The organism is Pseudomonas syringae group sp. 243L2 (genome assembly GCF_032587875.1).
Classification (GTDB): Bacteria; Pseudomonadota; Gammaproteobacteria; order Pseudomonadales; family Pseudomonadaceae; genus Aquipseudomonas; species Aquipseudomonas amygdali.
In genome coordinates, this window is sequence record NZ_JAWHPL010000019.1 from 300,199 (window position 1) to 325,156 (window position 24,958).

20 protein-coding genes are annotated in these 24,958 nt (G+C 58.3%); 9 read left to right on the plus strand and 11 right to left on the minus strand.

The genetic code is table 11. The features are described 5' to 3' along the window. Positions 1-5: 5 nt before the first annotated feature. The 8 genes from RYB66_RS11730 to RYB66_RS11765 all read right to left on the minus strand — a co-directional run bounded on the left by RYB66_RS11730 (position 6) and on the right by RYB66_RS11765 (position 11,495). Positions 6-917 (minus strand): ABC transporter permease subunit, encoded by a 912-nt coding sequence (locus RYB66_RS11730; protein WP_002555194.1) that lies wholly within the window; start codon positions 915-917, stop codon positions 6-8. A 10-nt stretch (positions 918-927) separates the two neighbouring features. Further along, the gene (locus RYB66_RS11735; protein WP_002555193.1) at positions 928-1,938 is read right to left on the minus strand and encodes an ABC transporter permease subunit; all 1,011 of its coding nucleotides are present in this window, start codon (positions 1,936-1,938) and stop codon (positions 928-930) included. A 74-nt stretch (positions 1,939-2,012) separates the two neighbouring features. Next, the gene (locus tag RYB66_RS11740; RefSeq protein WP_005745330.1) at positions 2,013-3,608 is read right to left on the minus strand and encodes an ABC transporter substrate-binding protein; all 1,596 of its coding nucleotides are present in this window, start codon (positions 3,606-3,608) and stop codon (positions 2,013-2,015) included. An 82-nt stretch (positions 3,609-3,690) separates the two neighbouring features. Continuing rightward, the gene (locus RYB66_RS11745) at positions 3,691-5,070 is read right to left on the minus strand and encodes an OprD family porin (protein WP_316882327.1); all 1,380 of its coding nucleotides are present in this window, start codon (positions 5,068-5,070) and stop codon (positions 3,691-3,693) included. Between the two features lie 155 nt (positions 5,071-5,225). Then, positions 5,226-6,818 (minus strand): ABC transporter substrate-binding protein, encoded by a 1,593-nt coding sequence (locus RYB66_RS11750; protein WP_057401029.1) that lies wholly within the window; start codon positions 6,816-6,818, stop codon positions 5,226-5,228. Between the two features lie 334 nt (positions 6,819-7,152). Further along, positions 7,153-8,781 carry an ABC transporter substrate-binding protein gene (locus tag RYB66_RS11755; protein WP_005780851.1) on the minus strand — a complete coding sequence of 543 codons (1,629 nt, stop codon included), beginning with the start codon at positions 8,779-8,781 and terminating at the stop codon, positions 7,153-7,155. Between the two features lie 256 nt (positions 8,782-9,037). Further along, complete coding sequence (locus tag RYB66_RS11760) at positions 9,038-10,645, minus strand: ABC transporter substrate-binding protein (protein ID WP_010193032.1); 1,608 nt, start codon at positions 10,643-10,645, stop codon at positions 9,038-9,040. Between the two features lie 136 nt (positions 10,646-10,781). Further along, the gene (locus RYB66_RS11765) at positions 10,782-11,495 is read right to left on the minus strand and encodes an SIMPL domain-containing protein (protein ID WP_005745322.1); all 714 of its coding nucleotides are present in this window, start codon (positions 11,493-11,495) and stop codon (positions 10,782-10,784) included. A 192-nt stretch (positions 11,496-11,687) separates the two neighbouring features. On the opposite strand from RYB66_RS11765, the gene RYB66_RS11770 reads away from it, so the two are divergent. From RYB66_RS11770 to RYB66_RS11810, 9 genes are all read left to right on the plus strand, one after another. Beyond that, complete coding sequence (locus tag RYB66_RS11770) at positions 11,688-12,947, plus strand: ATP-binding protein (RefSeq protein WP_002555186.1); 1,260 nt, start codon at positions 11,688-11,690, stop codon at positions 12,945-12,947. Continuing rightward, positions 12,944-13,507 (plus strand): response regulator transcription factor, encoded by a 564-nt coding sequence (locus RYB66_RS11775; protein ID WP_002555185.1) that lies wholly within the window; start codon positions 12,944-12,946, stop codon positions 13,505-13,507. Before RYB66_RS11770 ends, RYB66_RS11775 begins: the two co-directional genes overlap by 4 nt. Before the next feature lie 89 nt (positions 13,508-13,596). Then, positions 13,597-15,330 carry an ABC transporter ATP-binding protein/permease gene (locus RYB66_RS11780; RefSeq protein ID WP_316894431.1) on the plus strand — a complete coding sequence of 578 codons (1,734 nt, stop codon included), beginning with the start codon at positions 13,597-13,599 and terminating at the stop codon, positions 15,328-15,330. A gap of 98 nt (positions 15,331-15,428) precedes the next feature. Continuing rightward, the gene (locus tag RYB66_RS11785) at positions 15,429-16,178 is read left to right on the plus strand and encodes a FadR/GntR family transcriptional regulator (RefSeq protein ID WP_002555183.1); all 750 of its coding nucleotides are present in this window, start codon (positions 15,429-15,431) and stop codon (positions 16,176-16,178) included. A gap of 326 nt (positions 16,179-16,504) precedes the next feature. Beyond that, positions 16,505-17,416: a 5-dehydro-4-deoxyglucarate dehydratase gene (gene kdgD / locus RYB66_RS11790; RefSeq protein ID WP_005745319.1), complete on the plus strand. Its 912-nt coding sequence runs from the start codon at positions 16,505-16,507 to the stop codon at positions 17,414-17,416. A 163-nt stretch (positions 17,417-17,579) separates the two neighbouring features. Then, the gene (locus RYB66_RS11795) at positions 17,580-18,965 is read left to right on the plus strand and encodes an MFS transporter (RefSeq protein ID WP_016982269.1); all 1,386 of its coding nucleotides are present in this window, start codon (positions 17,580-17,582) and stop codon (positions 18,963-18,965) included. Between the two features lie 10 nt (positions 18,966-18,975). Beyond that, the gene (gene garD / locus RYB66_RS11800) at positions 18,976-20,529 is read left to right on the plus strand and encodes a galactarate dehydratase (RefSeq protein WP_004666231.1); all 1,554 of its coding nucleotides are present in this window, start codon (positions 18,976-18,978) and stop codon (positions 20,527-20,529) included. Between the two features lie 244 nt (positions 20,530-20,773). Beyond that, the gene (locus RYB66_RS11805) at positions 20,774-21,013 is read left to right on the plus strand and encodes a PLD nuclease N-terminal domain-containing protein (RefSeq protein WP_002555179.1); all 240 of its coding nucleotides are present in this window, start codon (positions 20,774-20,776) and stop codon (positions 21,011-21,013) included. Positions 21,014-21,202: 189 nt separating this feature from the next. Continuing rightward, positions 21,203-21,397, plus strand: coding sequence for a hypothetical protein (locus tag RYB66_RS11810; protein WP_005745315.1), 195 nt, complete (start codon positions 21,203-21,205; stop codon positions 21,395-21,397). Between the two features lie 251 nt (positions 21,398-21,648). Here the strand turns inward: RYB66_RS11810 and RYB66_RS11815 are convergent, their stop codons facing one another. The 3 genes from RYB66_RS11815 to RYB66_RS11825 all read right to left on the minus strand — a co-directional run bounded on the left by RYB66_RS11815 (position 21,649) and on the right by RYB66_RS11825 (position 24,769). Continuing rightward, complete coding sequence (locus tag RYB66_RS11815) at positions 21,649-21,849, minus strand: hypothetical protein (protein WP_002555178.1); 201 nt, start codon at positions 21,847-21,849, stop codon at positions 21,649-21,651. A gap of 219 nt (positions 21,850-22,068) precedes the next feature. Beyond that, positions 22,069-22,854 (minus strand): sulfite exporter TauE/SafE family protein, encoded by a 786-nt coding sequence (locus RYB66_RS11820; protein ID WP_004666230.1) that lies wholly within the window; start codon positions 22,852-22,854, stop codon positions 22,069-22,071. 91 nt (positions 22,855-22,945) lie between these two features. After that, positions 22,946-24,769, minus strand: a complete 1,824-nt coding sequence (locus RYB66_RS11825; protein WP_316894435.1) for an EAL domain-containing protein — start codon at positions 24,767-24,769, stop codon at positions 22,946-22,948. Positions 24,770-24,958 lie beyond the last annotated feature (189 nt).

Here is a 24,958-nt window from a genome sequence, read left to right on the forward strand (position 1 = left end):
TCTCCTCAGGCGGCGTTCTTGAGTTTCGGGTCCAGCGCATCGCGCAGACCGTCGCCCATCAGGTTGATTGCCAGCACGCTGAGCAAAATGGTCAGACCGGGCAGGCTGACGACCCACCAGGCACGTTCGATGTAGTCGCGCGCCGAGGCGAGCATGGTGCCCCACTCAGGCGTCGGTGGCTGTACGCCAAGGCCCAGAAAGCCCAGCGCTGCGGCGTCGAGAATGGCCGAGGAAAAACTCAGCGTTGCCTGAACGATCAGCGGTGCCATGCAGTTGGGCAGCACGGTGATGAACATCAGGCGTGGCAGGGTGGCACCGGCCAGACGCGCAGCCGTCACGTAGTCACGGTTCAGCTCGCCCATTACCGCTGCGCGGGTCAGACGTACGTAGGACGGCAGCGACACGATGGCGATGGCGATCACGGTGTTGATCAGGCCAGGGCCGAGAATTGCCACGATGGCTACAGCCAGCAGCAGCGATGGCAGGGCCAGCATGATGTCCATCAGGCGCATGACCGAAGGGCCCAGCACGCGCGGGAAGAAGCCCGCCAGCAAGCCCAGCAGGATGCCCGGGATCAGCGACATGACCACCGATGCCAGACCGATCAGCAGCGACAGGCGCGAACCCTGGATCAGACGCGACAACAGATCGCGGCCCAGTTCGTCGGTGCCGAGGATGAATTGCCATTGACCGCCTTCAAGCCACACCGGAGGTGTCAGCAGGAAGTCACGGTATTGCTCGCTCGGGTCATGTGGCGCAACCCACGGGGCGAACAGGGCGCAGAACACGATCAGGATCATGAACAGCAGGCCGGCAACCGCGCCTTTGTTTTTCGAGAACGCTTGCCAGAATTCTTTGTACGGGGATGGGTAAAGCAGGCTTTGATCGACTGCTACCGCAGGAGTAGGGGTGCTCATATCGATGATCTCAGCGCTGATGACGGATGCGTGGGTTGGCAAAGCCGTAGAGGATATCCACCACGAAGTTGACCAGGATCACCAGACAGGCGATCAGCAGAATGCCGTTTTGCACGACCGGATAATCCCGGGCACCGATGGCTTCGATCAGCCACTTGCCGATACCGGGCCAAGAGAAGATCGTTTCGGTCAGTACCGCACCGGCCAGCAATGTGCCGATTTGCAGGCCGAATACGGTCAGCACTGGAATCAGCGCGTTGCGCAGGCCGTGAACGAATACCACGCGCGCTGGCGACAGGCCTTTGGCCCGTGCAGTACGCACGTAGTCTTCACGCAGTACTTCGAGCATCGAAGAGCGGGTCATCCGGGCGATTACCGCCAGCGGGATGGTGCCCAGCACGATGGCCGGAAGAATCAGGTGATGCAACGCATCGAGAAACGCGCCTTGTTCGTCACTGAGCAAGGTGTCGATCAGCATGAAGCCGGTGACCGGCGGAATGTCGTACAGCAGGTCGATCCGCCCGGATACCGGCGTCCAGCCCAGTGATACCGAGAAGAACATGATAAGGATCAGGCCCCACCAGAAGATCGGCATGGAGTAGCCCGCCAGGGAAATCCCCATGACCCCATGGTCGAACAGGGACCCTCGCTTGAGTGCGGCGATGACCCCGGCCAGCAAGCCGAGAATACCCGCAAAAATCAGTGCCGCCAGCGACAACTCCAGGGTTGCCGGGAACAGCGAGGTGAATTCGCTCCAGACACTGGTGCGCGTACGCAGCGATTCACCGAGGTCGCCGTGGGCGAGCTTGCCGATGTAATCGATGTACTGGGCATACAGTGGCTTATTCAGACCAAGACGTTCCATGGCCTGAGCGTGCATTTCCGGATCGACCCGGCGCTCACCCATCATGACTTCGACCGGGTCGCCCGGAATCAGGCGAATCAGGGCGAAGGTCAATAAGGTGATGCCGAAGAAAGTGGGTATCAGCAACCCCACTCGGCGGGCGATAAAACTAAACATCTTGGTGTGTACCTCATCAGCCGGTTAGGCGTGCTCCGGCGAGTCTCGGGTTATGAGCTCGCCGGATTATTTTTCTACTTCACCTGGGTAGTGGCGAAGTTGTTGGTTGTGAGCGGGCTGATTTGGTAGCCCTCCACATTTTTACGCATGGCCGTGAACATTCTGGTGTGAGCCATACTGATCCACGGCTGGTCCTTGTTGAATATTGCCTGAGCTTGCTCATAGAGCGTCGCACGCTCCTGCGGGTTCACTGTTTCGCGGGCCTTGTCGATCAGCGTCTGGAATTCGGCATTGCACCAGCGTGCATAGTTCTCGCCGTTTTTCGCCGCTTCACAACTAAGCATCGGGGTCAGGAAGTTGTCCGGGTCGCCATTGTCGCCTGCCCAGCCGGCAGACACCATGTCATGTTCGCCATTCTTGGCGCGTTTGAGCATTTCGCCCCATTCCATGACGCGAATGTCGATCTTGATGCCGATCTTTGCCAGGTCGGACTGCATCATTTGCGCGCCGAGCATCGGGTTAGGGTTGGTCGGGCCACCGCCGTTGCGGGTGAACAGGGTAAACGTGGTGCCTTCCGGCACGCCTGCTTCCTTCAGCAAGGCGCGTGCCTTGTCGAGGTCGACCGGCGGATTCTTCAGGCTGTTGTTGTAACCCAGCAGGGTCGGCGGATACGGGTTGACTGCTACCAGCGCATTACCCTTGCCGAACACCGCGTTGACATAAGCGTTCTTGTCGAACGTCATGTCAATGGCTTTGCGTACCCGCACATCGCTCAAATATTTGTGCGTGGTGTTGATCGCAATATAGCCGGTGGTCATGGCCTCCATTTCATCGATTTTCAGATTCGGGTCTTTCTTGATGCTCGGAACGTCGTCCGGCTTTGGGTACAGCGCGATCTGACATTCGTTGGCCTTGAGTTTCTGCAGGCGCACGTTGTTGTCGGTGGCGATGGCCAGAATCAGTGCTTCGGCAGGCGGCTTGCCGCGGAAGTAATCCGGGTTGGCCTTGAAGCGTACCTGCGCATCCTTGGCATAGCGCTGGAAGATGAACGGGCCGGTGCCGATTGGCTTGCTGTTTAGATCGTTGGTCTTGTCGGCTTTCAACAACTGGTCGGCATATTCCGCCGGGTAGATAGAGGCGAACGCCATGGCCAGGTCGGCCAGGAATGGCGCTTCGCGACGGGTCAGGGTGAACTTGACGGTGTAGTCGTCAGTTTTCTCGACGCTTTTCAGCAGCTCTTTGAAGCCCATGCTTTCAAAGTAGGGGAAGCCGACGCTCGACTTGTCATGCCACGGGTGTTTCGGGTCCAGCTGACGCTGAAAACTCCAGAGCACATCGTCGGCATTCATGTCGCGGGTCGGTTTGAAGTAGTCGGTGGTGTGGAACTTGACGCCTTTGCGCAGGTGGAAAGTGTAGGTCAGACCGTCTTCGCTGATGTCCCAGGATTCAGCCAGCGCTGGAATAACTTCCGTGGTGCCGGGTTTGAAATCTGCCAGGCGATTGAATACGGTTTCAGCCACGGCGTCGGCCGTCACGGCTGTTGTGTATTGCACCATGTCGAAGCCTTCGGGGCTGGCTTCGGTGCAGACCACCAGGGGTTTTGCCGAAACACTGACGGCGACGCTGAGCAGGGCCAGGGCGATCGAGTTGCGTAGCGATAACAGTTTCATTGTGAACCCTCCATAGAGTTGACGCCGATGGTGATGTTCTGGCGCAAGGCTGTTGCCTTGCACCAGAACGGTTTTCAGCGAATCAAAGAATGTTGAACGGAACGGTGGTCACCAGACGGAATTCGTTGATGTTGCCATCAGCCTGATTCTCGCTGGCGCGGTGAGTGGTGTACGTGGCGCGGATGGCAGTGGCCTTGAGCGGGCCGGACTGCACGGAGTACGACGTACCGATACCGTATTCGTAGTGAGTCTCGCCGTCCATTGCCAGTACGTCGGTGTAACCGGTACCTCTGTAGTGCGTACCGTCGATGTCCCAGCCACGTGCCTGGTAGATGTTGAATTTCAAACCCGGCACGCCATATTCGGCCATGTTCAGTACGTAAGCGACCTGCAGGGACTTCTCGTTCGGGCCGTTGAAGTCCGAGAGCAGGGAGTTGGCCAGGAAGATTGCGTTGGTGTCGTGGGCGTAGTCGAAATACTCGTTACCGTTAACTTCCTGGTACGCAACGCTGATGCTGTGCGCGTTATGCGTACCGGTGAAGGACAGGCTGTAGGTATCGTTGTCGATTGCGCCCAGCTTGCTCTGACCAGCATCCTTGGTTTTGTAGTAGTTCAGGTTGGTGCTCAACGCGAAGGTCTTGCTATCGCCCAGTTCGTGGGTGAAGGCGAAGTAGTACTGGTGCCAGAAGTCTTCCAGGTTGGACGCGTAGAAGCTGGCAGTCAGGCTGTCGGTCGGCTTGTAGTCAGCGCCGAACATGTCCAGGCGGTCGGCGGTCTTGCTGCGATCACCGTACTCGGAGCGGAACTTGTCCAGACTCTGCTCCATACGTGGCGATACGCGGTCGAAGCTACCGGCTTGAAACGACAGGTTGTTGAGCTCGTCGCTCTGTACGGCGAAACCCTGGAAGCTGGAAGGCAGTGCGCGGTTGCCAATGAAGGCGATGACCGGGGTGTTCACCGATTGGCGACCCATGGTCAGGACGGTGTTGGAAACCCGCGCCTTGACGTTGCCCAGGCCCATTTTGCTCCACTGACCGACTGCATCGCCGTCACGGTGGGCCAGGGTCCGGTTGGAACTGCCTGCAAAGTCATCGGTGTCACGGTCCAGCGCAATGGCGTTGTACAGTGCCAGCTCGGTGGCGAAACCTACAACGCCCTGCGTGTAGCCAGAGGTGTAGTTGACGATGGTGCCCTGCTGCCAGTTAATACGACGCGAGGTCTGCTCAGCGATGCCGTTGTCGTTGTAGCGGAAAACCTCGCCACGACGCTTTAGTTCGTTGGCGTACCAGTTGCGGGTCGTGCCGGTCAGGTGTTGATCTTCGATAAAGCCATTGGCGTCGGCCTGTGCATTCTTCGAACTCAGCTCGGTCGGTATGAACGTCTGGCTCGCTGGTTCTGCCTGAACCAATGCGCCGAACGACGAGAGAGATAAGGCCAATAACGCAGTACTTGTTGTTTTCACGATGTGCAGCTCCCTTTATCACTTTTTTATATGCCAGTTCTTAAGCCTGGCTTTTGGTGGTGCAGGGCTTTGGGCCCTGCGTTGTTATCGGTATAAACGCGCAAGTGCTGGCTCTCGCCGTGACACAAGACGGCGAGGGCATGCGTGGTTGCTGATCAGTCGGCGATGCTGACGCCTGAAAAGTTGTTGCGACCAAACGGGCTGACGTGGAAGTCCCTGACCTCGGCGCGCAACGGCTGATTGACAGTCGAGTGGGCAATCGGGGTGATCGGCACCTGTTCCTTGAGGTAGCGTTGCGCCTGTTTGTACAGGTCGGTGCGCTGCTCGCGGTCGGTGACAGCGACGGCGGCCTTGACCAGCTGGTCGTATTTTTCGTCGCACCACATCGAGTAGTTGTTACCGCCAATGGCGGCGCAGCTGTACAGCGTGCCCAGCCAGTTGTCCGGGTCACCGTTGTCGCCGGTCCAGCCGATCAGCGAGATATCGTGCTCGCCGTTCTTGGTGCGCTTGAGGTATTCACCCCATTCGTAACTGACGATCTTGACCTTGATGCCAACCTTGGCCCAGTCGGCCTGCAGCATCTCGGCCATCAGTTTGGCGTTGGGGTTGTAAGGACGCTGGACCGGCATGGCCCAGAGGGTCAGTTCGGTGCCTTCCTTGACGCCAGCCGCGCGCAGCAGGGTTTTGGCTTTTTCCGGGTCGTAAGGTGCGTCCTTGATGCTGTCATCGTAGGACCACTGGGTCGGCGGCATGGCATTGACTGCCAGCTGCCCTGCGCCCTGATAAACCGCGTTGATGATTGCCTTCTTGTTGACGGCCATGTCCAGCGCCTGGCGCACTTCCAGCTTGCCGAGCGGCTCGTGGCGCACGTTGTAGGAGATGTAGCCGAGGTTGAAGCCTGGCTTCTCGATGATCTGCAGGCTTTTGTCTTCCTTGAGGCTGGCGAGGTCTGCCGGACGCGGGTTGACCGAGACCTGGCACTCGTTGGCCTTGAGCTTCTGCATGCGGGCAGAGGCGTCGGTCACGATGGCGAAAATCAACTGGTCAATCTTCACCCGGCTCGGATCCCAGAACTCCTTGTTGCCCTTGTAACGAACCTGCGAGTCTTTCTGATAGCGCTGGAACACGAAAGGCCCCGTGCCAATCGGTTGCTGGTTGATGTCGCGTACATCACCCTTGGCCATCAGTTGTTCGGCGTATTCGGCGGAGAGGATCCCGGCGAAGTTCATCGCGATGTTCTGGATGAACGCTGCATCGACCGTATTGAGGGTGAACACCACGGTCAGCGGGTCGGTCTTGTCGATGGATTTGATCTTTTTGTTCAGGCCCATACTGGTGAAGTAGGGGAACTCGGTCGGGTAGGCTTTGCGAAACGGATGGTCGGGGTTGAGCATGCGGTTGAAGGTGAACAGCACGTCGTCGGCATTGAAATCACGGCTGGGCTTGAAGTTCTTGTTGCTGTGAAACTTCACGCCTTCGCGCAGATGAAACGTGTAGGTCAGACCGTCTTGCGAAACATCCCATGAAGTAGCCAGCCCCGGAACCACGCTGGTATCGCCCTGCTTGAACTCGGTCAGACGGTTGTAGATCGGCTCTGATGCATCGTTATCCGTGGATGAGGTGTATTGAGCACCGTCGAAGCCAGCCGGACTTGCTTCGGAGCAGAACACCAGATTGCTTGCCGCCTGGGCAAACGGGGCAAGTGCAAACAGCCCCAGGCACGACGTCATCGCAAGAGTTTTACGCATGATGATCCCTATCCTTCAAAGGACGAGCCGAGGCTCGAATGTCTAACTGGCCCGAAGGCGCTGACCCGAAAAAGATTTCCGAACAACCTGTCCGCACACATTGGGTTACAACGGCCACGAAGCGGCTGGCTTCCTGCCAGTTGCCGCGACCTCAGGACGGTAATTCGCCAAAGACGCGCGGTATATAGGCTCGCAGGCAGCAAAGTGCGTAGGAAATATCTTAGTGATAGTCGAAGAGTGCCAATATCGACACTTTTTCAACCAACTGCTCGGGGCTCATGTTCAGGTAGAACGGCAGGCTGCGCCGGTTGGGCGGCGCAGCCTGCCGCCGGTTTTATTTCCCGGTTACGCTCACGCCGTAGAAGGAATTCAAGCCAAACGGGCTGATCTTGAAGTCCTGTACGCTAGTGCGCATGGGCTGGTAGACAGTCGAGTGCGCAATAGGCGTCATCGGCACTGCGTCTTTCAGGAGGTGTTGCGCCTGTTTGTACAGCTCGGTGCGCTTGGCCTGATCGGACGTTTCCTTGGCCTGATGGATCAGCGTGTCGAACGGCTTGTCACACCATTTGGCAAAGTTGTTGCCGTTCAGGGCGTCACAGCCGAACAGGGTGCCGAGCCAGTTGTCCGGGTCACCGTTGTCGCCGCTCCAGCCAATCAGCATGGCGCCGTTCTCGCCATTCTTGGCCCGCTTGATGTACTCGCCCCATTCATAGCTGACGATCTTGGCGTTGATACCGATCTTCTTCCAGTCGTTCTGGAGCATTTCGGCCATCAGTTTGGCGTTGGGGTTGTAAGGACGCTGAACCGGCATCGCCCACAGGGTGATTTCGGTGCCTTCCTTGATGCCCGCTTCCTTGAGCAGCTCGCGAGCTTTCTCGGGATCGTACTTGGCATCCTTGATGGTGGTGTCATAGGACCACTGGGTCGGCGGCATGGCGTTGACCGCCAATTGGCCTGCACCCTGGTAAACCGAGTCGATGATCTGCTGCTTGTTGACCGCCATGTCCAGCGCTTGGCGCACTTTCAACTGAGCCAGGGGATTTGGATGGTCTTCGCCCTTGATCTCAGGCATCACGTTGTAGGCGATGTAACCCAGGTTGAAGCCAGCCTGATCAGGCATCTTCAGGTTTTTGTCGGCCTTGAGTGGCTCAAGGTCGGCAGGACGTGGGTAAGCGGTGATCTGGCATTCGTTTTTCTTGAGCTTCTGCATGCGCACCGAGGCGTCGGTGGTGATGGCGAAGATCAGGTTGTCGACCTTGACGTCTTCAGGCTTCCAATAGTCCTTGTTGCCGGTGTAACGAATATTGGAGTCTTTCTGGTAGCTCTTGAACACAAACGGACCGGTGCCGATAGGCTGCTGGTTGATCAGCTCCGGCTTGCCTTCCTTGAGCAGCTTGGCGGCGTACTCTGCGGACTGGATGGACGCGAAGCTCATGGCCATGTTCTGGATGAACGCAGCGTCGACTTTGCCAAGAGTGAACTTGACGGTGTGGTCGTCGACTTTTTCGATCTTGGTGATGTTGGTGTCCATACCCATATCAGTGAAGTACGGGAATTCGGTCGGATACGCTTTGCGGTAAGGCATGTCCTTGTCGATCATGCGATTGAACGTGAACAGCACGTCATCGGCATTGAATTCACGGGTCGGCTTGAAGTAGGGCGTGGTATGGAACTTGACGCCTTCGCGAAGGTGGAAGGTGTACGTCAGGCCATCATCAGAGATGTCCCACTTGGTTGCCAGGCCGGGCACCACGGCGGTGCCGCCGCGTTCAAACTGGCTCAGGCGGTTGAAAATGGTCTCTGCTGCGGCGTCGAAGTCAGTACCTGTGGTGTATTGACCCGGATCGAATCCGGCAGGGCTGCCCTCGGAGCAGAACACCAGATTCGAAGCTGCGTGAGCGAAAGGAGCACTGGCGAGCAGGCTGGCGCCGACCAGAAACGGAATGACCGCGTGTTTGAGCATGGTTGCCTCAGTTGTTGTCATTTTGATTAGAGGGAACGACCTCGTGAGCCGATCCATCCGATACTTATGCAGGGGCCATACCCAAAGCAAGACAGTGACGCCAAAGAAGCGACAAAGAGTGGCACGATCGTACAGGAATGTCGCGAAAGTGTAATTTTCGACCCTGTTGATCGTTTGCGTGTCGTTTTTTGAAACGTTTCACGCACCGTTAAGGCGCAACCGGGTGAGAAAAATGCACCCGGTTGGAGCCATGTTGTTACTTCACTGTTCCCAGGCTGACACCATAGAAGGGTGTCAGACCGAATGGGCTGATCTTGAAGTCCTGCACTTCCTGGCGCATCGGCTGAAACACCTTCGAGTTGGCAATAGGTGTGATCGGTACCTGCTGCTTGAGAATGTGCTGGGCCTGCTGATAGAGCTTGATGCGCTCGTCGCGGTTACTGGTCAGCTTGGCCTGCTGCACCAGCTTGTCGTAGGCCGGGTCGCACCACTTGGCGTAGTTGCTGCCTTTGACGGCTGCACAGCTGTACAGCACACCTAGCCAGTTGTCAGGGTCGCCGTTGTCACCCGTCCAGCCGTAGATCATCGCGTCATGCTCGCCTGCCTTGGCGCGCTTGATGTATTCGCCCCACTCGTAGCTGACGATGTTGGCCTTGATGCCGATCTTTTCCCAGTCGGACTGAATCATCTGTGCAGACATGCGCGCATTGGGGTTCGAGGCGCGCTGTACGGTCATGGCCCACAGGTCGATTTTCGTGCCCGGTGCCACGCCTGCTTCCTTGAGCAGTTGCTTTGCCTTGGTCAGATCGTGAGGGGCATCCTTGATCGTCGGGTCATAGCTCCACTGACCCGGCGGCAAGGCGTTTTCGGCCAGTTGACCGGCGCTCTGGTAAACCGCTTTGATAATCGCCGGTTTATCGATAGCCATGTCCAGCGCCTGGCGCACCTTGAGCTGATCAAGCGGCGCATGGGTGACGTTGTAGGCGAGGAACCCCAGGTTGAAGCCCGGCTGGCTGAGGACCTTGAGTTTCGGGTCCTTTTTCATTTCTTCGATGTCCTGCGGACGCGGATAGCCGCTGACCTGACATTCGCCAGCCTTGAGCTTCTGCATGCGCACTGCGGCATCGCTGCTGATCGAGAAGATCAGATTGTCGATCTTCACGTCCTCGGGCTTCCAGTACTCGGTGTTGCCCGCGTAACGGATCTGCGAGTCTTTCTGGTAGCGTTTGAAGACGAACGGGCCAGTGCCGATCGGCTTCTGGTTCAAGTCCTCGGCCTTGCCTTCCTTGAGCAACTGGTCGGCGTATTCGGCAGACTGGATGGACGCGAAGCTCATGGCCAGGTTCTGCACGAACGCAGCGTCAATGTTGTTCAGGGTGAACTTGACGGTCAGCGGGTCGACTTTCTCGACGCTCTTGATCGTTGTGTTCAGGCCCATATCAGTGAAGTAGGGCGACTCGGACGGGTAGGCCTTGCGGAACGGATGGTTGGCGTCGAGCAGGCGGTTGAACGTGAACAGCACGTCGTCCGCGTTGAATGCGCGAGTAGGAGTGAAGTAGTCCGTGGTGTGAAACTTCACGCCGTCGCGCAGATGAAACGTGTAGGTCAGGCCATCCGGCGAGACGTCCCAGCGAGTAGCCAGGCCTGGCTCCACTTCCGTGCCGCCACGCTTGAATTGGGTCAGGCGGTTGAAGACGGTTTCGGCCGAGGCATCGAAGTCGGTGCCGCTGGTGTACTGACTGGGGTCGAAACCGGCTGGGCTGGCTTCCGAGCAATACACCAGTGTGCTGGCCGCCTGGGCCAGAGGTGCGCAGGCCAGCAGGGCGGAGGTCAGCAGCAGCGGTTTGAAGAGTGTGTGTCCCATGGATCCCTCGCGTAGTGCTGCGTTCTCAATATTGGACGCAGAGCGTCGGTAACTGCATTCCCACGCAGAGCATGGGAGCGATAGTTGTGCTGATTGAGCTCCGGTTTCCGGGCTCGGAATAAATGATGACCGTTTCTCAGGGGATCGCGACTTCAATCACGCCATCGGCTGCAACGCTGACCTGGCTGGTGCCCGCTTCGACATCGGGTGTTGGCGCTGAGTCTTCCCGCGAGGATTTTGCCATCATCATCACCGGTGCGCGCAGATACGGCTGCGGGTAGCCCGAGGTGTTCAGGTTCAGGTTAACCAGCTTGTAACCCGTGCCGCCCAAGGCTTCTGTGACCAGTTGCGCTCGGGCCTTGAACGCAGTCACGGCGTCCTTGAGCAGGGCGTCTTCGCTGGCCTTGCGGGTCGATGGCGAGATCGAGAAGTCCATGCCGCCCATTTTCAGATCCGTCAGCAGCTCGCCGGTCAGCTTCGAAAGTACCGCAAAGTCTGCACTTTCCAGACGCAGCTCGGCGCGTTCACGCCAGCCGGTGATCTTCTGCCCTTTGTCGTCGTAAACCGGATAGCTGTTGCGGCTGCCCTGACGGATCTTCACATCCTTGACCTGCCGCGCCTGGCCCAGAGCCTTGTTCAGGGTTTCAGTGATCTGAGCTGCCAGTTTGGCCGGGTCGCTGTCCTGTGCTTCGGTATAAAGGGTAACCAGCATCAGGTCGCGCTGGACTTCCTGGTTGACCTCGGCGCGCAAGGAAATCTGGTTGTAGCGGGCTTCTTCAGCCAGGGCCGGCAGGCTGGACAGGGCGGCGGCCAGCGCGACGAGCGTGGCAGCAGGGCGAAGATTGAACATGAGAGCTCCTTGTTATCAAACGGCCTGCGACACGTGTCGCTCGGCGCAAAGTGTTCTGACTGTAGCGCTTTGGCCCGGTTCCTGCGATGCCGGACTGCTCTGGTGTGCGGTGCGTTGACGCACTTTTCCAGTTTTGCCTCTCGCTTGGTTATACTCGCTGCGATCCGCCTGGAGCACTCATCAGGAGAGCTCATGCTCGCCCCCGTTCAAATGCTTTCGGCCACACGTCAAAACCTGTGGCGCCTGACATTCATCCGTATTCTGGTGCTGGCCGCGCAAGCCGGCTCGGTAGGTATGGCCTGGCTGTTCGACTTTCTGCCACTGCCGTGGCTGCAACTGTCGATCACCCTGGGCTGCTCGCTGGTGCTGTGCGGGCTGACCGTCATCCGTCTGCGCACCTCGCTGCCGCTCACCGAGCTTGAATATGCGCTGCAACTGGCGCTGGACCTACTGATTCACAGCGCGCTGCTGTATTACTCGGGCGGCTCGGCCAACCCGTTCGTGTCTTATTATCTGGTGCCGCTGACCATTGCCGCCGCCACGCTGCCATGGCGTTACTCGCTGATTCTGTCCGGCTTTGCGCTGAGCATGTACACCTTGCTGATGGTGCGCTCGTACCCGCTGGAAACCGACTCCATTGCCCGGGAAAACATGCAGGTCTACGGCATGTGGCTGAGTTTTGCGCTGGCGGCTTCCGTCATCACCTTTTTCGCGGCAAAGATGGCCGAAGAGCTGCGTCGCCAGGAACAGTTGCGCGCCGAGCGCCGGGAGGAGGGCTTGCGCGATCAACAACTGCTTGCCGTCGCGACTCAGGCCGCAGGCGCGGCCCATGAACTGGGCACTCCACTGGCGACCATGAGCGTGCTGCTCAAGGAAATGCGCCAGGACCACGGTGACCCTGCTTTGCAGGACGACCTGTCGGTGTTGCAGGAGCAGGTCAAGCAGTGCAAACAGACCCTTCAGCAACTGGTGCGTGCCGCCGAAGCTAACCGGCGTATGGCCGTTGAACAGCAGCCTGCCACCCGCTGGCTGGACGAATCCCTCAACCGTTGGCATTTGATGCGCCCGGAAGTGAGCTACCGCTTTTACCAGTTGGGCAAGGGCGAGGTGCCGATGCTGGCCCCGCCACCGGACCTTACCCAGGCGCTGCTCAACCTGCTCAACAACGCGGCCGACGCCTGCCCCGATGGCCTTGAAGTCAACCTGAACTGGGACAGCACAGAAGTCTGTATCAGTATTCGCGACCACGGCGCAGGTGTGCCGCTGGCAATTGCCGAACAGATCGGCAAGCCGTTCTTTACTACCAAGGGCAAAGGTTTCGGCCTGGGTCTGTTTCTGAGCAAGGCCAGCGTCACCCGTGCGGGTGGCTCGGTAAAGCTCTACAGTCATGAAGAAGGCGGTACGCTCACCGAGCTGCGCCTGCCCCGAGATACGCGAGGAGAAGAAGCATGAGTGACGAAGACATCCAGGTCGAAGGCGAAGAGCTGCCGCACCTGTTGCTGGTCGATGACGACGCGACGTTCACCCGTGTAATGGCGAGGGCCATGAGCCGTCGTGGTTTTCGGGTGAGCACCGCAGGTTCAGCCGAGGAAGGCCTGGCGCTGGCGCAGCAGGACATTCCTGAATACGCCGCGCTGGACCTGAAAATGGATGGCGATTCAGGGCTGGTGCTGCTGCCCAAGCTGCTGGAAATGGACCCGGACATGCGTGTGGTGATCCTCACCGGTTATTCGAGCATTGCCACGGCGGTCGAAGCCATCAAGCGCGGCGCGTGCAATTACCTGTGCAAACCGGCTGATGCCGATGATGTGCTGGCGGCTCTGCTGTCCGAACACGCCAACCTCGACACGCTGGTCCCCGAGAATCCGATGTCGGTGGATCGCTTGCAGTGGGAGCACATCCAGCGCGTGCTGACCGAGCACGAGGGCAATATTTCCGCCACAGCCCGGGCGCTGGGCATGCACCGCCGGACCTTGCAACGTAAGTTGCAGAAGCGCCCTGTGCGGCGTTAATGAAGGTTTTTTCATAGTGGTCGTGTAGGCGTTTTTTTGCTTCATTGTGATCAGGCATCGTACTTTCAAAGAGAGCGAGCCTGACCTACATGAATCGCAATGCTGAATATTCTGCCGTCAACGACACTGTGAAAGGGGCGTTTCTACACCGCGTCTGGAAGCTGATTACGCCGTATTGGCGCAGTGAGGAAAAGGTCACCGCCTGGCTGTTGCTGGTTTCGGTGATTGCGCTGTCGCTGTTCAGCGTACAAGTGTCGGTCTTCTTCAACAGCTGGTATCGGGATTTTTACAACGCGCTGCAGAATAAGGACCTGGCTGCCTTCACCCACCTGATCCTGTACTTCAGCGGTATCGCCGCGATCGCCATTCTGGCAGCGGTCTATCGTCTGTACCTGACCCAGTTGCTGACCATTCGCTGGCGTCGCTGGCTGACTGAACAGCACTTCGCCCGCTGGCTAGCAGACAAGAACTACTACCACCTGGAGCAGGGCGGATATACCGACAACCCCGACCAGCGTCTGTCCGAAGACCTCAACGAGTTCACCACCAGCACCCTCAGTCTGGGGCTTGGCTTGATGAGTGCGGTCGTCAGTCTTGTCTCGTTCTCGGTCATTCTCTGGGGCGTGTCGGGCAGCATCGAACTGTTCGGGGTCACCATACCCGGCTATATGTTCTGGGCGGCCCTGCTTTATGCGCTTATCGGCAGCCTGTTGACGCACTGGATCGGCAAGCGGCTGATCCCGTTGAACAACCAACAGGAGCGCTTTGAGGCGGACCTGCGTTTTGCTCTGGTGCGCGTTCGGGAAAACGCCGAAAGCATTGCCTTGTCCGAGGGCGAGCGTAATGAAAACCAGCGCCTCAGCGGGCGCTTCATGATGATCTGGAATAACTTCCGGGCATCCATGAAAGTCCAGAAGCGACTGACGTTCTTCACATCGGGTTATTCGCAGATTGCCCTGATCTTTCCTTTCATCGTGGCTGCGCCGCGGTATTTTTCGGGCAAGATCGAGTTGGGTGATCTGATGCAGATCAATTCGGCATTCGGTAATGTGCAGGAGAACTTCAGTTGGTTCATCAGCGCCTACAGCACGCTGGCCTCATGGCGAGCCACGTGTGACCGCCTGCTGAGCTTCCGTCAGGCCATGACTGATCATGAAGCGCAGCAACCGGCCATTGAAAGGGTTCACGCTAACGACACACTGGACCTGCGTGGCCTGGAATTGAGCCTCGCAGGGGGGCGTCAACTGTTGAGCGATGCCAATCTGCATATCGGTCCGGGAGAGCGAGTGATGCTCAGTGGTCGCTCGGGCAGTGGCAAAAGCTCATTGCTGAAGGCTTTCGGTGGTCTATGGCCGCACGGTTCGGGCCAGATTTGCGTGCCCACAGGGACGGCGCTGTTCCTGCCGCAACGGCCTTATCTGCCCATCGGCACCTTGCGTGAGGCAATGAGTTATCCACAACCTGCGCAACGCTACCCGGCAGAACGCTTTGCAGAGGTGCTGAACCAGTGTCGTCTGGAGCACCTGATACCGCGACTGGATGAAAGCAATCACTGGCAACGCTTTCTGTCGCCCGGCGAGCAGCAGCGAGTGGCGTTTGCTCGCGCCTTGCTGGTCGCGCCAAGCTGGCTGTATATGGATGAGGCCACCTCGGCCATGGATGAGGATGACGAGGCTGCCATGCACCGCGCAATCATTGATGGCCTGCCCGGTCTGACGCTGGTCAGTATCGGACATCGCAGCAGCCTCAAACGCTTTCATGGTCGGCATGTGCGTATCGAGGGCGCAAAACTGCTCGAGCAACCGACACCTGCAGCGGTTTGAGGTTGACGCTGTTGGGCGGGTGGCGCTTTTGAGGGTGTGATCATACAACCGCTGAGCTATGATTAGCCCATGTTTAGCAGTCCAGAGATCGATGTTGGATGGAAAATCAAAGCGCTCCGCCCCGCGCCCGTAGAAAACACCGCAGCCTCGCGCAGGAGTTGGTGACTGAGCTGTCCGAGCGAATTCGCAGCGGTCAGCTCAAGCGTGGCGACAAACTGCCTACCGAATCCGCAATCATGGAAGAGCAGGGCGTTAGCCGCACCGTGGTGCGCGAGGCGATTTCGCGCCTGCAAGCGTCCGGTCTGGTCGAGACCCGCCACGGCATCGGCACCTTCGTTCTCGATACGCCAAGCCCCAGTGGGTTCCGTATCGATCCGGCCACCATTGTCACTCTGCGTGATGTGCTGGCTATTCTCGAATTGCGTATCAGCCTGGAAGTCGAGTCGGCCGGGCTGGCAGCCCAGCGGCGCAGTGACGAGCAGTTGGCGGCGATGCGTTCGGCGCTGGACGCGCTCAATGAAAGTGCCGCACACGCCACGGATGCGGTGGCGTCTGACTTCCAGTTCCACCTGCAGATTGCGCTATCGACCGGCAATCGCTACTTCACGGACATCATGACCCACTTGGGCACCAGCATCATCCCGCGCACACGGTTGAACTCTGCGCGTCTGGCCCATGATGATCAGCAGCACTACATGGACCGCCTGAGCCGCGAGCACGAAGAAATTTTCGACGCCATCGCCCGTCAGGACTCCGATGCGGCCCGAGCCGCCATGCGCCTGCACCTGACCAACAGCCGCGAACGCCTGCGCCACGCCCACGAAGAAGCCGAGTCGCAGCGGGCCTGACGATTAAAGAGGACGCAGAGCGTCCAGAACGGCATGCGACGCGGAGCGTCGCACGATAGGTTAGGTGGATTGAGGTTATCCGCACGCTCTCGCACAATAGTCAGGCCTATCGTTCCTCACGCTCCAGCGTGGGAATGCCTGTCTTGATGCTCTGCGTCACAAATCTACGCGGCATCGCGTGAGCCAAAAACGGCCCCCGTCCTTTCCCTCTGAAAAAACCCGAAAATCCCTGTTGAGTGATTTTATTATCAGTTGTACGATGACTTACGACATCGGCGCTGACCCGGTGATCCTCTAACAATTATCTCCTCCAGGGTGTTCGAATAATGAATCCACAAGAACTGAAGTCCATCCTCTCATCCGGTCTGCTGTCTTTCCCGGTTACCGATTTCAACGCTCAGGGCGACTTCCATCGCGCGGGCTACATCAAACGCCTCGAGTGGCTGGCACCGTACGGCGCCAGCGCTCTGTTCGCCGCAGGTGGCACAGGTGAGTTCTTCTCCCTAGCCGCCAGCGAATACTCCGAAATCATCAAGACTGCCGTCGACACCTGCGCCACCAGCGTGCCAATCCTGGCCGGTGTAGGCGGTCCGACCCGTCAGGCCATCGAGTACGCTCAGGAAGCCGAGCGTCTGGGCGCCAAAGGTCTGCTGCTGCTGCCGCATTACCTGACCGAAGCCAGCCAGGACGGCGTTGCCGCCCACGTTGAAGCGGTGTGCAAGTCGGTGAAGATCGGTGTGGTTGTCTACAACCGTAACGTCTGCCGCCTGACCCCAACCCTGCTGGAGCAACTGGCCGAGCGTTGCCCGAACCTGATCGGTTACAAGGACGGTCTGGGTGATATCGAGCTGATGGTTTCGATCCGCCGCCGTCTCGGCGACCGCTTCTCGTACCTGGGCGGCCTGCCGACCGCTGAAGTCTATGCCGCTGCCTACAAGGCGCTGGGCGTGCCGGTCTACTCGTCTGCAGTGTTCAACTTCGTGCCGAAGCTGGCGATGGACTTCTACCACGCCATTGCCCGTGACGATCACGAGGCGGTCGGCAAGTACATCGACGATTTCTTCCTGCCGTATCTGGAAATCCGCAATCGCAAGGCCGGCTACGCCGTGAGTATCGTCAAGGCGGGCGCAAAAATCGCCGGCTACGACGCAGGCCCGGTGCGTGCGCCATTGACTGACCTGACTCCGGACGAGTGCGACATGCTCGCCGCGCTGATGGACAAACAAGGCAAGCAGTAACACCCCCAGGACAAAACCGCTGAGCGATCAGCGGTTTTGTCGTTGGAATGCATGACCCTTACAGGTGGTAGCTGTCGTCGCCGCGACACTGCCAAGGGGCCTGTAATGCAACACCCAAAAACAGCTTTACCCGCGTAAAAAAATAATCAGTGGGAGCTCTACCATGCAAAAGTCCAAGCCGACGCACGTCCGCTATTTGATTCTGTTGATGCTGTTTCTGGTCACCACGATCAACTACGCCGACCGTGCCACCATCGCTATCGCTGGTTCCAGCATCCAGAAAGACCTTGGCATTACTCCGGTCACTCTGGGCTATATCTTCTCCGCATTTGGCTGGGCCTACGTGGCCGGTCAGATCCCCGGTGGCTGGCTGCTCGACCGTTTCGGGTCGAAGAAAGTCTACGCCATGAGCATTTTCACCTGGTCGCTGTTCACCCTGCTGCAAGGCTATGTGGGTGAGTTCGGTATTTCCACCGCCATCGTCGCGCTGTTCATGCTGCGCTTTCTGGTCGGGTTGGCTGAAGCGCCTTCCTTCCCGGGCAACGCCCGCATCGTCGCCGCCTGGTTCCCGACCGCCGAGCGCGGCACGGCCTCGGCGATCTTCAACTCGGCGCAATACTTCGCCACCGTTCTGTTCGCTCCGCTGATGGGCTGGATTGTCTACACCTACGGCTGGCAGCACGTGTTCGTGGTCATGGGCGCAGTCGGTATCCTGTTCTCGATGATCTGGATGAAGGTCATCTACGGTCCGCGCAATCACCCGATGATCAACGAGGCCGAGTTCGAACACATCTCCAGCAATGGTGCGCTGGTCGACCTGGATCAGGACAAGGGCAAAGGCAAGGAAAAAGCAGCCAACAGCGGACCGAAGTGGGATTACATCCGCCAGTTGCTGACCAACCGCATGATGCTGGGTATCTATCTCAGCCAATACTGCATCAACGGCATTACCTACTTCTTCCTGACCTGGTTCCCGGTGTACCTGGTTCAGGAGCGCGGCATGACCATCCTCAAGGCGGGCATCATTGCCTCGTTGCCGGCTATCTGCGGCTTCATCGGCGGCGTGTTGGGCGGAATCATCTCCGACTACCTGCTGCGCAAGGGCCACTCGCTGACCTTCGCCCGCAAGGCGCCGATCATCGGTGGCCTGCTGCTGTCCACCTCGATCGTGACCTGCAACTACGTTGATATCGAATGGGTGGTGGTAGGCTTCATGGCCCTGGCATTCTTCGGCAAAGGCGTCGGTGCACTGGGCTGGGCTGTCATGTCCGATGTTTCACCCAAGCAGATTGCCGGTTTGAGCGGTGGTCTGTTCAACACCTTCGGTAACATTGCATCGATCACCACTCCGATCGTGATTGGTTACATCATCAGCAGCACCGGCTCGTTCAAATGGGCACTGGTGTTCGTGGGCGCCAACGCGCTGCTGGCGGTAATCAGTTACATTTTCATCGTGGGTGAAATCAAGCGTGTGGAATTGAAAGAGCCGCCTGCCAAGGGGCCATTGCTGAACGACTCGGTCAGCGACCTTTCCGAAGCGAAATCCTGAGGAAACCGTGATGAACCTGATTCAACATGCCGATTCGCCGCGCTATATCCGGCTGCATCCGCTGGATAACGTCGTGGTCGTGGTCAACGACCAGGGCGTGCCGGCCGGAACCGAATTCGACAACGGCCTGGTGACTGTCGATAACGTCCCGCAGAGCCACAAGGTCAGTACTGTTGACCTCGCCGTGGGCGAGGCCGTGATTCGTTACGGCCACACCATTGGCTATGCGCTGCAACCGATACCGCGTGGCAGCTGGGTCAGGGAAGACCAACTGCGCATGCCCTCGGCACCTGCGCTCGACAGCCTGCCGATGTCCGACGCGGTGCCCGAGAAACAGGCCCCGCTGGAGGGTTATACCTTCGAAGGCTATCGCAACGCTGACGGCACCGTGGGTACCCGTAACATTCTGGGTATCACCACCACCGTGCAGTGCGTGACCGGTGTGCTCGACCACGCGGTCAAGCGCATCCGCGACGAGCTGTTGCCCAGATACCCTAACGTCGATGACGTCGTGGCCCTGACTCACAGCTACGGCTGCGGCGTGGCAATCACTGCCACCGATGCCTATATTCCGATTCGTACTGTGCGCAATCTGGCACGCAACCCGAACCTGGGTGGCGAGGCGCTGGTGATCAGCCTGGGCTGCGAGAAGTTGCAGGCCGGGCAGGTGATGCATGAGGGCGACAGCTCGGTGGACCTCAGCGAGCCTTGGCTGTATCGCTTGCAGGATTCCAGTCATGGCTTCAATGAAATGATCGAACAGATCATGGAACTGGCCGAAACACGTTTGAAAAAGCTGGATCTGCGGCGTCGCGAAACGGTTCCGGCGTCGGAGTTGATCCTTGGCATGCAGTGCGGCGGCAGTGATGCGTTTTCCGGCATCACCGCCAACCCGGCGCTGGGCTACGCCTCGGATCTGTTGCTGCGTGCCGGTGCGACGGTGATGTTTTCCGAAGTAACCGAAGTGCGCGACGCCATCTATCTGCTGACATCACGCGCGCAGGACCAGGAGGTCGCGCAGGCGCTGGTGCGGGAAATGGACTGGTACGACCGTTACCTGGCCAAAGGCGAGGCAGATCGCAGCGCCAACACTACGCCGGGCAACAAGAAAGGCGGGTTGTCGAACATCGTCGAGAAGTCTCTAGGGTCTATCGTCAAGTCAGGCAGCAGCGCCATCAATGGCGTGCTCGGCCCTGGTGAGCGGGTCAATGGCAAGGGGCTGATCTTCTGCGCTACGCCTGCCAGTGACTTCGTCTGCGGTACGTTGCAATTGGCGGCCGGTATGAACCTGCATGTGTTCACTACCGGACGCGGTACGCCGTATGGTCTGGCGATGGCACCAGTGGTGAAGGTCTCGACCCGCACCGAACTGGCTCAGCGCTGGCCTGACCTGATCGACATAGACGCCGGACGCATTGCCACAGGACGCGCAAGCATCGAGGACCTGGGCTGGGAGCTTTTCCACTTCTATCTGGATGTGGCCAGCGGCAAGAAAAAGACCTGGACCGAGCACTACCGGCTGCACAACGACATCACGCTGTTCAACCCGGCACCGATTACCTGACGGGAGTGTGACGCGGAGCGTCACGAACGGCATTCCCACGCTGGAGCTTGAGGAACGATGTGCAGAGGAATACGCCTATCGTGCTCATGCTCTGCTTGTGTGTGCCGTTCTGGACGCTCTTGCCTCTGGGCTGAGCACCCGGTCACAATCCGAAAGATTCTCTGAACTTTAGGCCGCTTTCCGGCCTCTTCTACAGTAGGGCAGCCGGTCTGGCTGCCTTCGTTGATGGTGCAGGAGATTTCAAATGGGTTGGATATCGGAAAATCATTTGTGGCTGTTTGCAGCGCTGACTGCTCTGATCGTGATTTCGGACATTTGGGCAGTCATGCGTATTCGCAAGAGCAAGACACAATCCAGCAACAAGCTGATGTGGATCATCGTTGTTGTTGCCGTGCCGATTGCTGGCGTATTGGCCCTGCTGGTCGCTGGTCCGCGCCATGTGGACACGCCTGCCAGGCCTGAGCAGCAAAGCACCAAGTATTGACCCCGCCTTCCGGAAATACCCCGCTCATGAGTGTGGGTATTTCTCTTGCAGACCGCTCATTCCTGTTTCACAAACCTTCTTTTCACAAAGATGGGCTTGTGGCTGGCAAAAATAAAAACCTCTGCAATTCTTCTGTCATGGTGAGGTGTTTACATGCTCGCCATCCAGACCCGAACAAGGAGAGAGCACATGTCGATCATTACCAAGTGGGCGTTGCAGGCGGTTGCATTGTTTGTGTTGGGCTGGGTGGCAACGACGACAGCGAATTGGAGCAACAACACGGCCAACGGTACAGGCAATGATCGCTTGGCGGAGCTGAGTGCTGGTGTCCTGAGCAGTCCGGTCCTGACTGCTTCTTCGTCGCAAACAGTGCGAAGCGAATAAACCGGCCTGATCCATGGAGGAGTGCTGGTACTTTTCTACAGGCAAAAAAATGGCCCACAACGGGGTGGGCCAAATGGGATTCATCAAAGGAGTAGGGTCAATTTACGCAGCCGGACGTGAAGAGGATGTGAAACGGATGTCATGGAAACGAGAAGTGGTTCGATAATTCAAGCGGCGTGGTGACGGGGTGAAACAGCGTCGCCGGTTGCGTGGCAACGCTGTGTCGAGTGATTCGCGGGGATGGAGTCGGTCTAGCGGGCGGCCGCCTGAACGCTTATTTCGGCGGCTGCGCGGCGTGTCATATGCGGCAGCGAATGAGGCGCGTCGATTCTGGATTTCATGCGGTCGGCAAATTCTCTGGCTTCCTGCCAGCTCCGGCATTTGACCGGATAGTCGTCCAGTATTACAACCCAAGCGTCGCCATATACACCTTCTTCAATTCGGATGAGCATTGTTGGCATCTCCTTTCAGTGAGGGTAAGTCTGTGCCGGGTCATCGGCGCTGAAGCTGACGCACGAAATCCTGCGCCGAAAATCGGTGTCTCGCTACAAAAAATTACAATTCCCGATGAGTGCGCACGGCCTGCAGGCAAACCGGCTCTGCGGCTTTCGAGACTTTGTTCGTGGGCAAGCCTGACTCAGAAATGTGACAGGCTGATGGATAGGCGCCGATCAGAACACCAGCTTGAAGCCGATCATGCCCAGCATGATGGCCAGGAAAGGCCGCAGCAGGTCGTCGGAAACGCGGCCCGCCATGTGGCTGCCCAGGTAAATGCCCGGTAATGAACCCATCAGCAGCCAGCCCAGCAATTCCCAGTTCATGTTACCCATGCTCGCGTGGCCCAGACCTGCAACCAGCGTAAGAGGGACGGCGTGGGCGATTTCCGTGCCTACCAGACGCCGGGTCGGTAGCAGAGGGTAGAGGATGAACAACGCCACGGTACCCAGCGCGCCCGCACCAATGGACGTCAGTGCGACCATGGTGCCGAGGATCAAGCCGGTGATGACGGTCAATACTGTCAGGCTCGTACCGCTGAAAAACGAATGTCCATCCCCGCGACCATGAGCGAAGGCCAGCAGCTTTTTCTTGAACAGAACGGCCAGGGCAGTCAACAGCAGTACAAAGCCCAGCGCCTGCTTGATGATCGCGTTCAGGGCCTCAGGTGCGGTATGCAGTGTGCTCAGGAACCACAGCGTCAGCAGCACGGCAGGGACGCTGCCCAGGGTTAGCAGACCGGTGACTTTCCAGTCGATGTTGTCATTCTTGCGATGTACCAGAACCCCGCCGGACTTGGTAATCGCTGCGTACAAAAGGTCCGTGCCGACCGCCGTGGCCGGGTTGATGCCGAACCACAACAGAATGGGCGTCATCAGCGAGCCGCCGCCGACTCCGGTCATGCCAACGATAAAACCGACTACCAACCCTGCAACTACAAACCCCAGACCACCCGCTTCCATAACCAACCTATTCAAGCAAACGCATCAGGCAAAAAGTGGCGGGCAGCATAACGGCTTGTGTTGCAAACGGTTATGAAGAAGTGTTCTAAGGTTATAACCATTTGTCGCGGATGACAGCGGCTTCGGCGGCTTCAGTGACCGTTTGCAGGCGGCGGTCCGGGCCTAGCCAGTTGAGTACGGCGTCGGCTTCCATAGGTTTGGAAATCAGATAGCCCTGCCCCTCATCACAGCCCCATTGCTTGACCAGGCGGCGAATTTCGTCTGTTTCGATGCCTTCGGCCACCACGCAATAACCCAGCTTCTTGGCAAGGCCGATCAGCGCCTTGACCAGACGCTGATCGGTCTTGTCAGACGCCAGATTGCGAATCAGCGACTGATCGAGCTTGACGGTGGTCGCGGGCAATTGCCGCAGGTAGTTCCAGTTGCTGTAGCCCGTACCAAAGTCATCGATCGCCACATCCATGCCCATCTGACGCATGCGTTCCAACTGGTGACGCACTTCGGCCGGGTTGTGCATCAACGCGCCCTCGGTGAACTCCAGCTCAAAGCGTGTGGGGTCGATCTTGTGCTGACCCAGCAGGCGAATCATCCGGTCAGTGAAAGCCGGGCCGGTAAGGTCTTCCGGGGTGACGTTGATCGCAATACGGAAATCGAAGCCTTGTTGCTGCCAGCGCGCGGCCTGCTCGATTGCGCTTGTCAGCACCCACAGACTCAGTGGACGCATGAGTGCGGTTTTCTCGGCCAGCGGTACGAATTCGGCAGGTCCGATGGGACCGAGCGTCGGGTGGTTCCAGCGCAGCAAGGCTTCTACCGAGGTGCACACACCAGAGGCGAGGTCGATGCGCGGCTGGTAGACCAGGCGCAGTTGATCATGCGAGTGGACTGCGCTGGTCAACGAACTGAGCAGTTTGAAAGCACGTTGCTGGGCGGCATCGAAGTGCGGCTCATACATCGCCCAGCCCAGATTCCGGTCGCGGGCATCATCGGCAGCGCTGATGACCATGCGCATCCAGTCCTGCTCTTCGGTCGGGTCGCGGTTCAGGGTGACAACCCCCAGACCCACCTGCATTTGCACCGGGATGCCCCGGCATTCTACCGGTGTCTCGAAGTCTTCGAGAATGGTACGAAACAGATGATCAGGCGCTCTTTCTCCGGGCAGCAGAAAGCCGAAGCGGGTAGGGCTGACCTTGTACAGCGAACAGGTTGGCGGCAGCAGATGCTCCAGGCGGCTCTTGATTTCTGTCACCAGATCCTGAGAGAAGCTGTAGCCCAGAGCCTTGACGATATCGTTCAGGAACGCAGAGGTGATCATGTCCACCACGACCAACTGATAATCAACGCTCGATAGCAGTGCCTGATGGATGTCTTCCTGCAGGCGTGACCGGTTGTACAGGCCGGTCGGCTGGTCAATGAAGCAACTGAGGCGCAAGCTGACTATGCGCTTCATGACCAATGAGGCGAAACGCTTGAGCATCTGCATCTGATGCTCGCTCATCGGTTCACGCGGCTTGGTGTCGATCACGCACAGGCTGCCCAGAGCGATGCCGTCATCGGTAATCAGCGGGGCACCCGCGTAGTAGCGAATATCGGGGTGGCCGGTCACCAGGCTATTGTTCATGAACCGGTCGTCGAGGGTCGCATCCGGAATTTCAAACAGCGAGTCGGAAAGGATCGTGTAAGCACAGAAGGAGACGTTGCGTGGCGTTTCCTGGGCATTCAAACCCACTCTGGCGCGAAACCACTGACGGTGTTCATCGACAATCGAGATCAACGCAATCGGCGTCTGGAAGAAATCGGCGGTCATCGCCACGATTTCATCGAACACGTCGTCAGAGGTGTTTTCAAGTACGCACAGCTCCCTGATGCGCAACAGACGTTGCGTTTCATTCAGCGGAATGGGGGCACTGGCGTTCATAAAATTCTCGATGGGTGTTCGGTGATGACTATATGACATCACGGAGCCGACTTTAACAGATGAAAAAAATTCAATTACAGGCGAGGTACAGGTTGATCGGCCGCAGACGGCTACTTTTTAAGCGCTATCGGTCGCGCAGCCCCATAAGATAAAGGGCCTGCTCGTTTGTATGCAGAGTGTTACAAAAAA